The organism is Bacteroidota bacterium, from assembly GCA_018816945.1.
GTDB lineage: Bacteria > Bacteroidota > Bacteroidia > Bacteroidales.
In genome coordinates this window covers 17,392-27,021 of the sequence record JAHIVC010000021.1, presented here as the reverse complement: position 1 = coordinate 27,021, position 9,630 = coordinate 17,392, and the positions used below count along the sequence as shown (strand labels likewise).

Below are 9,630 nucleotides of genomic sequence, written 5' to 3'. Positions count from 1 at the left end.
AGAGGTTACGAGGCTTTGCTTACTTACTACGTAAAGATTGCCCCACATCTTAATGAACCGCTGTATACGAGACCCGTACGTACAGTGGTGTGAGAGGTTCTCCCCATCAGCTAACGCTGGTGGGGCAGCCTACTCGATTATGCCCTGGCTTTTATTCATTTTTTATTTTTTGTCATTTGAAATATTGCAGCATTTAAAACTTGTAAACAAATTTTTGATGTTTTCTCGTCAGGATAAAATTTACTACTCATTTGCTCAAAGGGATGAATGTAATTTCTAAAATCTCGAAGAGCGTGACTAAATTTTTTAACATCCTCTTTTAGCAGTCCAATCTCTGAAGCAACATCTATAAAATTGCTAAGTGTCCATAAATGAAATTGTTTGACTTTCCCCTCCTTTGTTTTTGGAGAAGAATTTGAAGAATTAAATAATTGTGGATTTATTAAAGCCACTCCTAACAACAAACCTTCTAATGTACTTCCAGACATGATAATCACAGAAAGCCATGATTTTGCTCTAAAACATTTTTGAATCTCATCAAATCTACTACTAAAAACATCTGATATTGTCCCGTGGAGACCAATCTTTTCAATTGAAATATCAGAAAACTCACGGTTTAAGAAGTCATCTTCTTTTACTTCACTTTTTTGTTGTTCGAAGTCAATTTTTCCAGCCTTGGCAAACGTTATCTCTTTTCCGATTCTTTTTACTTGCCAGTCGTCAAATACAAGAAACTGATTGAAGTAAGCGATGAATTTATCAAGATCGTCAATTCGTCCAACAAAATTTACAGGGGCGAAAACCTTTTTTATACATTTGTCAAGTTCTGGGGTTCCATTAATTTTTTCTAATCTTGAGTCTGTGTAAATCCATCTTGACGGAAATCCTTGTCCATAAGAGTCTTTAAATCCTAACTCGTTGAAAAAGGCAACCAGTTCATGCCCTTTCCTGTATTCGGTTTCTTCGTTAATCAGGTCTCGAAGTCGCACTAATGTTTTTTTCTGTAAAATCATTACCAACTTTTGAGGTTAATATTTAAATTTTAATATTCTTTCTTTTGCAACATTATACTCGTAATCGCTCATATTGGCTTTTTCAAATTCAATTTCATCTAATTTTTTCTTATACTTATTAATTCTCAATTCTTTAGCAAAGGTATCATAACCTTTATATAAAATATATTCCATAAAGAAAATGAAGCAAGAAATTATGAATAGTAAAACTTGATTTTTATTTGTATCTATGTCAATAAGTAAAGTTATTGGAGTAAAAAATAAAACAAAGAATCCTAAAGCCCCTAGTACAGTATAATAATATTTAAGCTTTTGCATCCAAATAGGGTAGTTGAAAATATCTTTACTTATATGTAGTTGCGTGTTATATTGAGGCGGTTTTTTATATACATCTTTATGTATTCCAACCAAAGTCAATATCATTCCTAATAATAAAAAAACTCCTATTAATATTACTGGTAAAACTATTTCCATAATTTCTTTTAAAAGTATAACAATTTAGGCTTCATAGGCTGTTTTTAAACTTGGGCATGACGATTTGCAGCTACAAGAAGTTGGCGATTTCGAAGCAAAAAACTGTCTGCCAGCACTGAACTTGATACGGAGCACAAAGATTGATCTAAGCATTGAACTCCCAATTTCTTGTAGGTGCTGATACCGGTTCGTGCTTTTCTGTCCACGATGTTGTGTCGCTTGAAATTGTCTGTCATAATAGTTGTCAAAAAAATAACCACCTTACAAGTCCGACCACGATAGCAATTACAGTTGAAATCATAAATATCATTGTCATCATTGAGCCAGATGCAAATGATACTTCTTTGTTTTGTAGATTACCTGAAGATGTTGCTGCCTTTTGAAATAGAAAAAAAAGAAGTCCAACAATTAAACCGATTATGCCACCGTAAAACAGTCCGCTTTTTAATGGACAGCTAAGAGCAAATGCCCAAACAAGTCCCGAAATAGCTCCAAGTATTGCAGCCATTAGTGATGTCGAAATAAACATTCCGATTGTATTTGCTTTGTCCATTTATGTGGTTTTAGTTAGTTCTCCTGATAATTTTTTCTTTAAGATATAAAGTCCGACAACTGCACCAACAACTCCCATTATTACTGGTAGTCCGTCTGCTGTCAGATTAAGTTGAATGTTATCCGTATGAAAACCTAAATAACCTAAGACGAAAGAAGCCCCAACTCCAAAAATCCAAAGTGTGGCTAAAATAACTGCTGTCTCGAATTTGTGTTCTGGTGCAATTAATGCACTAACCCAAACAATTACCAATGCTCTAAAAAATGGTGCTAAAATTCTTTCTGGAAGTTCGGGATAGGGGGTGATAAAAGGACTGTTGCCACCACTCAATGTCCGATATAAAACCCAATGAACAGGAAAGTCAACACACACTCCCGCAATTAATGAGATTGGTAACACACTAATCCAACTCAACCAATATTTAAAACCTTTGTCCATGCCTGTCGTTGTTTATTCTAAAGTTTCATGCTTGCACTATCGTCATAGCATGACCGCTAACTTTTATATAAATCCATAAACTGTACCTTATCCATCCATTTAAGGATGTATAAGTTAGGTATTGTTGTTTTATATATTTTCAATTTGTTCAAACTGATCAACATTTCAAAGATTGGGAAGCGAAAATCTTTAATCAACAAATGCCATCTCCGGAGCGGAAAGATTTTCAAGAAATAAAGATAGAAAAAAAATCGATATGATTTTTTTAGTTATGAGTTATGAGTGATAAATGATAATTGTTGAATGCTAAATGAAGAAAAAAGAATCTAAAATGTAAAATGTAAAATGTAAAATGTAAAATGTTGATTCTCTACTTGCATTTTGAAACCTGAAACTAGAAACTTGAAACCTGAAACTTGAATGAAAGGGTTAAAAGTTCAGGAGCTCAAAAGTTTCATTATTTCAATATTTCCTTATTTCACTATTTCACTATTTCAATATTTCACTATTTACGGTTAAGTCCCAATAGTTAAGCTGTGGAAAGTGATAGAAATCATTTATTCAATTTTAAAAAATCTCCGTCGATAATTAAAAGCAAAGCACCTTCTTTGGTAACCGAACGATGTGAACTGAGTTCATCGCTAACCACATAGGTCATTCCGGTTGTGAGAGCCCTGTTACCACCATCTTCAAACTCCGTGGTAACGACACCTTTCAGGCAATGAACGATATGGCCTTTTTGGCACCAATGATCGGCCATATAATTTTTTGAATATTCAACCAACCTAACTCTTAAACCCGCAAATTGAACCGTTTGCCAATAAGCAACTCCGGTTTCGCACTGATGTTCTGTTTTTGGAACTTTGCCCCATTCAATATTTTGAAAAGGAATATTTGCGTTATTCATCTCAGTAAAGCATTATTTTAACTTAAAAGTTTTATGATCAATTTTGTATTCATTGTCATTGATCCATTGCAGAATCGGGATGCCAGTCCAGGAGCTGATTTGTTTTAATTCGCTTTTTTTAAACAGGCCGAAGTAATTTTTTTCAAGATAAACCATGGTGTTTCCAACTGCAGAGCCTGCAACTTCACGCTTGGTTACCAGCTTGTGGATTTCATTCGGAGAGGCTGATTCGTCTATTATTTTCAGATTGGTATTGCCCGAATATTTGATTGAAAAAAAAGAAAATACAATGGATATGATGTATAAAAAAATAATCAAAAATGAATACTGCCAGTTTTTCTTATTGAGCCATAAAATCCGATCGCTAGCGATCAAATATATAACAATGATGCAAAGGCTCATGATTGCTTTCATTAAAAAGGCATCCATAAACCCAAATACAGGTAAAAAAGGAATGAATATAATCATTGCCTTGGCAGGAATGTCGATTTTTTGGATATTTGCCTGAATAAAAAAGCCTATAAAAACAAGTGCTAGAAGTGTATAAAATGCCCATAAAAATATCCCTGAAACAATAGAAAACCCAATTACTCTAAACAAAATGGACAGCAATATGAACAGAATGAGAATGGTGCTGCTATTTTCCCTGAATTTTTTTAATATTCTTTTTATCATGATGATGTAAACTTATAGATAAAAAAGAAGATTGGCAATAGACCAGAAGGAAAATCGACAGAACTTATATTGTAGAATATCAGATCGTAAAATTTACATAACAAACTATCATTCTAATCTATACAAAGCGCTCTCTTCTCTGTAAGTTGGTTAGACTCCACAATATCGAAATAATTGTGCCTACCAGTAAAAAAATCCTGTTTTCACGAATTACATTTTGCCAAATGGTTTGGCTCATTTCCGATGGAGCATTATACGGATTCAGAAAGATGTTCCACTTACTGTATTGTAGCGGTTCGGCCAAAATAAGAAAGGTTAGGCCAATGATCACCATGATTGCCGCAGTTGAATTTGCATTTTTAATTAAGGTTGAAAACATAAATGCCAATCCCGATAAAAATAACAGGGGATACATCAGCTGATAAACAATGGGGATCACATTTACCCTTGCAACAGCAAAAACGGCAAACCAGCCCATCAGCATCAATAACACAAACATCATTACCATGGTAATGGCAAAACGAACCAGATAGACCTTATAGCGATAGTTGGGTATCCCAAAAATGATTTCAAGCATACGCGCATCTTTATCGTTCTGGATATTGAAAATTACCGGATAAAAGAGAATTAATATGCCGGGAAAAATAAGTGTACTAAATATATCTTCAGAACTTACTGCCGAGTCATCAAAAAGCATGATCCCAATTACCATGAGGTAAAAGGCAATCGCAGCAATCAGGAAGAATATAAATTTATTGGCAAAAATTATTTTCAGGTTGTAGTTAATGCTGCGCAATATGAGCTGATATCTATCTTGTGTTTTCATGCTCTAAGTTTAATTAGTGGGTTCAACTTCGTCATCTTCCTTATTCAATAAGCATAAATAAGAATCTTCCAGATTGGCTTTTACGATGTTTGCATCAGGATGCGGTTTTTTATTTGACAGGCAACGCATTCTGATTGTTTCTCCATCCCTCATGTGGTGAATAATGGTAAGTTTATCCTTAATTTCCTCAAATTCCTGATGAGGGATTTGTAAGTTCCAAATTTTACCTTCGGCAATTTTTGCCATTTCAATAGGTTTCCCAAGATATTGCAGGTAACCTTTTTTCATCACGGCAACATAGTTACACGAACTTGCCACATCTTCGATAATATGTGTTGAAAAAATTACAATCCGATCTTTGCTTAATTCAACCAAAAGATTCCTGAATCGAATCCTTTCACGTGGGTCCAATCCGGCGGTAGGTTCATCAACTACCAGTATTCTTGGCAGATGTAACAGTATTTGAGCAATTCCGATACGTTGTTTCATTCCTCCCGAGAAAGAGCCAATTTTATCATTTCGGCTGTTCCACATGTGTACCGCATTTAAAACGTATTCAACTCTTTTGTTCCGTTCTTCGGTATCGAATAATTTTTTCAACAAACCCATATAATGGAGAAAATCCCATGCACTCATATTTTCGTACATACCAAATTCCTGGGGCAGATATCCAATGAGGCTTTGCAATTCCTCCCGTTTTTCACGAACATCTATACCATTGATGGTAATTTGACCATAACTTTGATCTAAAATCCCACAAATAATTCGCATTAAAGTTGATTTACCTGCTCCATTTGGTCCCAATAAGCCAAACATTCCATGTTCAATATTAAACGAAACTCCTTTGACGGCTTTAAATTGGATTTTCTTTTTTCCAATAACCGGAATAATTAAAACAAAACGACTGAATGCTTTGCGAATTCCTTTAAATCTTCCACTGATGCGGTTAATGTTAATTTTCTTCTTATAAATATTGTCAGAAGTAACTTTAATCAATATTGCCAAATACCATAAAAATCCATAGGGGATAATTAATCCGATGATGCCATATTTAAAATACATCAAGGCCAGAGCAATGAGAGGGAAGAACCAATGGATAATTTTTAAGAATGCAGAAATTAATATCCTGACAAATTTCTTTTTATTGTTTTCCTTCAGATTATTTGCAAACAGTTTCAATGGTTTTAGAATACCCATTAAAAGGAGATATAATCCAACCGGTAAAACAAAATACCAGAAACCACTTTCGAGATGGAAATAGATGAAATAAATAGCAAAACCTATCAATGGCAATTGCCATAACAATTTCTCAAGATCCTTTACAGAGGTGAATTCAGAATCCAATCCCAATCGTTTTCGTGTTTTTAATCCTGATTTCCATTCACGAACAAATCTACTATCCCAGTCATATATTTTTACCAAATTTCTGATTTCGATTCGTAATGGAGTATTGGGATCAATTAAAGTTTCATTGGCTCTTCTTAAAGAGTTTTTTATAAAATATATGCTTGCGGGTACAATGATCATCCATAAAATGAACTCTATAATTTGCCATATTTTACTGTCAACTTCAGTATAAATATAATAGAAGCCGATGAGCCATAATAAAACGTGGATTGCTTTTATAAGTGTGGTTTGTGATCGAATCCATTTCAAAGAGGTTTGTAAACCTGAATTGAGGGTTGGAATAAATACCAAAGTGAGTAAGGTGCTTACTGCAAGACCTCCAATAACTGTGATTGCAAAAGGAACACCAATTTGGGTCACATATTCTGCTTTACCAAGTGCCAAAGGTACTAATGCGATGATTGTTGTGATAGCTGTAATAAGGATTGGTCGGACACGAGCCAGACCTGCCATCATCAGTGCCCTGGATTCATTATAACCTCGTTTTTGAAGCACTCTGGTATAGTCGATCATGATGATCCCATTGTTTACAACTATTCCCAACAAAATCAGAAAACCGGTAAATACATTGGCATTCATGATGGAGGTGCCCGTAAGAACAAGTAAGATTAACGAACCGATACCAGCCATCGGTATCGAAAACATCATAACTAAAGGCACTGTAAAAGATTCGAATACAGAAGCCAGAATCATAAATATCAGGACGAAAGCCATGGTAAGCAGAAATCCGAATTCACCCAAATCATTTTCTTCGTGAATTACTTCTATCGCAATGTCTGAAGGGAGGTTGATATTAGCCATTAATTCATCGACTTCTATTCTTGAATTGTTCAGTAAATCATTATCATCATTTACTTCTGGAATGAATTCGTAATTAATGGTGAGCTGTTTTTCCTGATTTGTTCGGTTGATGGTTGATAAACCTTCGGTGAAATTGAATTTACTGATATTTTGGATTTCAAATCGGGCATTTTGATTACTACGAACGTTCAGATGTTTTAAATCGTAAACATTTCTTGCCTTTTGTTTTTCTGTCAGTTCAGTTGTAATTTGAATGTCATATTCTTCGCCACCTTGTTTAAATAAAATTCCACTTGAAAATTCTTTAGGAAATGAATTTAATTCAGAAAGGACAGAAGTGACCGGAATATCATAAAGCGACATCAATTGCTTATCGAAAGTCAGCATTAATTCAGGTCGTTTATCAGGTGTATTAACACTTACGCGCGACATTGAATTTAATTGTTTTAAGTAGTATTCAATATCTTTGGCAATGTCGAGCATCTTATCAAAATCCTGACCCTTGATCACGACTTTTTCCTGTTGAACCCCAATTCCCAGCATCCTGGAAAAGCCGTCATCATTTTCAAATCCGCCGGTTCCAAAGCGTTGTCCGGAGGCCGGTGGATCCCAGCTAAATTCAGCCTGGCGTAAATCTGCTAGTTTTTCAATGATATTATTTTTAATTCGCGGAATAGAATAATTTCTGATTTTTCTGTAATCATCAACTAATGAAACCGTAACAATTGCTTCTTCCTCATAAACCTGACTGATAATATCTTTCTTTTCTTCTAAATCAGTTAATTTTTTTTCAACTTCCCTCACAAAAACATCGGTATTTTCAAGTGTGGTTCCACTGGTAAGTGTAACATATAATTTCATCTCCTTAATTTCAGCCTCTTGCGATGAAATAACGCTAATGCCCAGACTTATAAGTAAAGTAAGAAAGAAAATGCCCAATGCACCCAGAATGGTTTTACCCGGATTTCGCATGCAGGTTTTAAGCAAAACCCTATAAATTTGTATCAAACGATTGTCGTACGAAATACTTTCAAAATTTACCGGTTTAATAGAATTTCTCTTTTTAAGAAATGCATGCGTGATCATTGGAACCAATAGTAAAGCTACTATTAGGGATACCAATAAAGTGGAAATAATCGAAACACCAATGTGTTTTCCCAATAAGCTGATAAAGAAATTGGTAGAAAAAACAAAGGGTAAGAATACTGTGATTGTTGTCAGTGTTGCTGCAAATATAGAACGCCAAACTTCTTTGGTTCCTTGAATTACAGCTATATCAGGACTGATTTTTTTAGCAGCCAATCGATAAATGTTTTCCAAAACAACTACGCTGTTATCGAGCAACATTCCAATGGCAAGTGCCATCCCCAAAAGAGTTAGCGTATTGATAGAAATATCAAATGCATAGAAGAAATTGAAAGCAGTATAAACCGAAATCGGAATTGCCAAAGCTATAGCAGCTACCAAACGTAAATTTCTGAGGAAGATCCATAAAACAAAAATGGACAAAATACCACCGACCACCGCCAGATTAATGATCAGGTCGATGTTCTTTTCCATGGTATCGGCAGAATTAAGTTGAACTACCAGCTCAACATCCTTTTCTGCCAAATCAGTATTTAATTTTTCAATCCGCTTGATTACCTCATGCGATAGCTCAATAATATTGGATTGTGCATCACGGGTTAATTGTATCGTAACAGATTCTTGTCCATTTACACGGCTGTATGAATCTTCTTCTTTAACTCCATAATGAATCTCAGCGATATCCTTAAGTTTAACGGGACCGTTGGGCTTAACTACCAATTCATAGAGGTCGTTGATATTATCAAACTCAGAAACTACATTGACAAAATAAATTTGATTATGCTCGTTTACCTTGCCTGCAAAAGTCCGGGATAGTTGATTATTGTTAATCGCTGTTCTGATATCGGCAGGGGAGAGGCCATGACTTTTTAATACTTCTTCGTTTAATTTTATTTCTATCGACTTTTCCCTGCCACCAAATACCTGAGCGTTAGCAACTCCATCTATGTTTCTCAATGGGTCCAGAATTTCCTTATCAACAATTTGCCTGACCCTGTCAACTCCGCCGCTGCCTCTTACTTCAATCGACATAAACATATTGTTTATTTGCTCCAGATCAAATTTAAATACCTGAACAACAAACTCAGGAGGCAGGTTGCGTTTTACTTCATCAACTTTTTCTGCCAGTTTGAGATAGGCAAATTTGATATTGGAAGAGGGTAGATAAGAAATCCGGATGCTGCCCTGACGCTGACCTGCAGATGATTCTATCTTATCAACTCCTTCGAGGGTGCCAATGGCTCCCTCAAGAGGGATAATTGCCTGACTTTCCATGTATCGGGGATCAACTTCCAGACGACTTCCAACCTGAACAAACAGGAAAGGTAGCTGTGCATTCGGGATCAGTTCTACAGCTAAGTGTTTGTACGAAAAATATCCTAACATACTCATGCTGGTAAACAGCATGGCAATTAAAACTTTTCTTTTGATTATGAAACTCATAAAGCTT

General features: G+C 35.2%; 8 protein-coding genes. All 8 read right to left on the bottom strand.

The window, feature by feature from the left end:
• Positions 1 to 155: 155 nt before the first annotated feature.
• The 8 genes from KKG99_03805 to KKG99_03770 all read right to left on the bottom strand — a co-directional run bounded on the left by KKG99_03805 (position 156) and on the right by KKG99_03770 (position 9,623).
• Entirely contained in the window at positions 156 to 1,013 is an 858-nt protein-coding gene (locus tag KKG99_03805; protein MBU1012103.1) for a hypothetical protein, read from the bottom strand.
• Between the two features lie 15 nt (positions 1,014 to 1,028).
• The gene (locus KKG99_03800) at positions 1,029 to 1,487 is read right to left on the bottom strand and encodes a hypothetical protein (protein ID MBU1012102.1); all 459 of its coding nucleotides are present in this window, start codon (positions 1,485 to 1,487) and stop codon (positions 1,029 to 1,031) included.
• Between the two features lie 244 nt (positions 1,488 to 1,731).
• Positions 1,732 to 2,040 (bottom strand): hypothetical protein, encoded by a 309-nt coding sequence (locus KKG99_03795; protein MBU1012101.1) that lies wholly within the window; start codon positions 2,038 to 2,040, stop codon positions 1,732 to 1,734.
• Entirely contained in the window at positions 2,041 to 2,478 is a 438-nt protein-coding gene (locus KKG99_03790; protein MBU1012100.1) for a hypothetical protein, read from the bottom strand.
• 553 nt (positions 2,479 to 3,031) lie between these two features.
• Positions 3,032 to 3,385: a DHCW motif cupin fold protein gene (locus KKG99_03785; GenBank protein MBU1012099.1), complete on the bottom strand. Its 354-nt coding sequence runs from the start codon at positions 3,383 to 3,385 to the stop codon at positions 3,032 to 3,034.
• A 12-nt stretch (positions 3,386 to 3,397) separates the two neighbouring features.
• Entirely contained in the window at positions 3,398 to 4,060 is a 663-nt protein-coding gene (locus KKG99_03780; protein ID MBU1012098.1) for a hypothetical protein, read from the bottom strand.
• A gap of 118 nt (positions 4,061 to 4,178) precedes the next feature.
• Positions 4,179 to 4,886: a hypothetical protein gene (locus tag KKG99_03775; GenBank protein ID MBU1012097.1), complete on the bottom strand. Its 708-nt coding sequence runs from the start codon at positions 4,884 to 4,886 to the stop codon at positions 4,179 to 4,181.
• A 9-nt stretch (positions 4,887 to 4,895) separates the two neighbouring features.
• Positions 4,896 to 9,623 carry an efflux RND transporter permease subunit gene (locus KKG99_03770; protein MBU1012096.1) on the bottom strand — a complete coding sequence of 1,576 codons (4,728 nt, stop codon included), beginning with the start codon at positions 9,621 to 9,623 and terminating at the stop codon, positions 4,896 to 4,898.
• Between the last annotated feature and the right edge of the window lie 7 nt (positions 9,624 to 9,630).

Excerpts from the sequence above, each read along its gene's own strand:
- KKG99_03805 (MBU1012103.1), bottom strand. The coding sequence starts at position 1,013 with ATGATTTTACAGAAAAAAACATTAGTGCGACTTCGAGACCTGATTAAC.
- KKG99_03800 (MBU1012102.1), bottom strand. The coding sequence starts at position 1,487 with ATGGAAATAGTTTTACCAGTAATATTAATAGGAGTTTTTTTATTATTA.
- KKG99_03795 (MBU1012101.1), bottom strand. The coding sequence starts at position 2,040 with ATGGACAAAGCAAATACAATCGGAATGTTTATTTCGACATCACTAATG.
- KKG99_03790 (MBU1012100.1), bottom strand. The coding sequence starts at position 2,478 with ATGGACAAAGGTTTTAAATATTGGTTGAGTTGGATTAGTGTGTTACCA.
- KKG99_03785 (MBU1012099.1), bottom strand. The coding sequence starts at position 3,385 with ATGAATAACGCAAATATTCCTTTTCAAAATATTGAATGGGGCAAAGTT.
- KKG99_03780 (MBU1012098.1), bottom strand. The coding sequence starts at position 4,060 with ATGATAAAAAGAATATTAAAAAAATTCAGGGAAAATAGCAGCACCATT.
- KKG99_03775 (MBU1012097.1), bottom strand. The coding sequence starts at position 4,886 with ATGAAAACACAAGATAGATATCAGCTCATATTGCGCAGCATTAACTAC.
- KKG99_03770 (MBU1012096.1), bottom strand. The coding sequence starts at position 9,623 with ATGAGTTTCATAATCAAAAGAAAAGTTTTAATTGCCATGCTGTTTACC.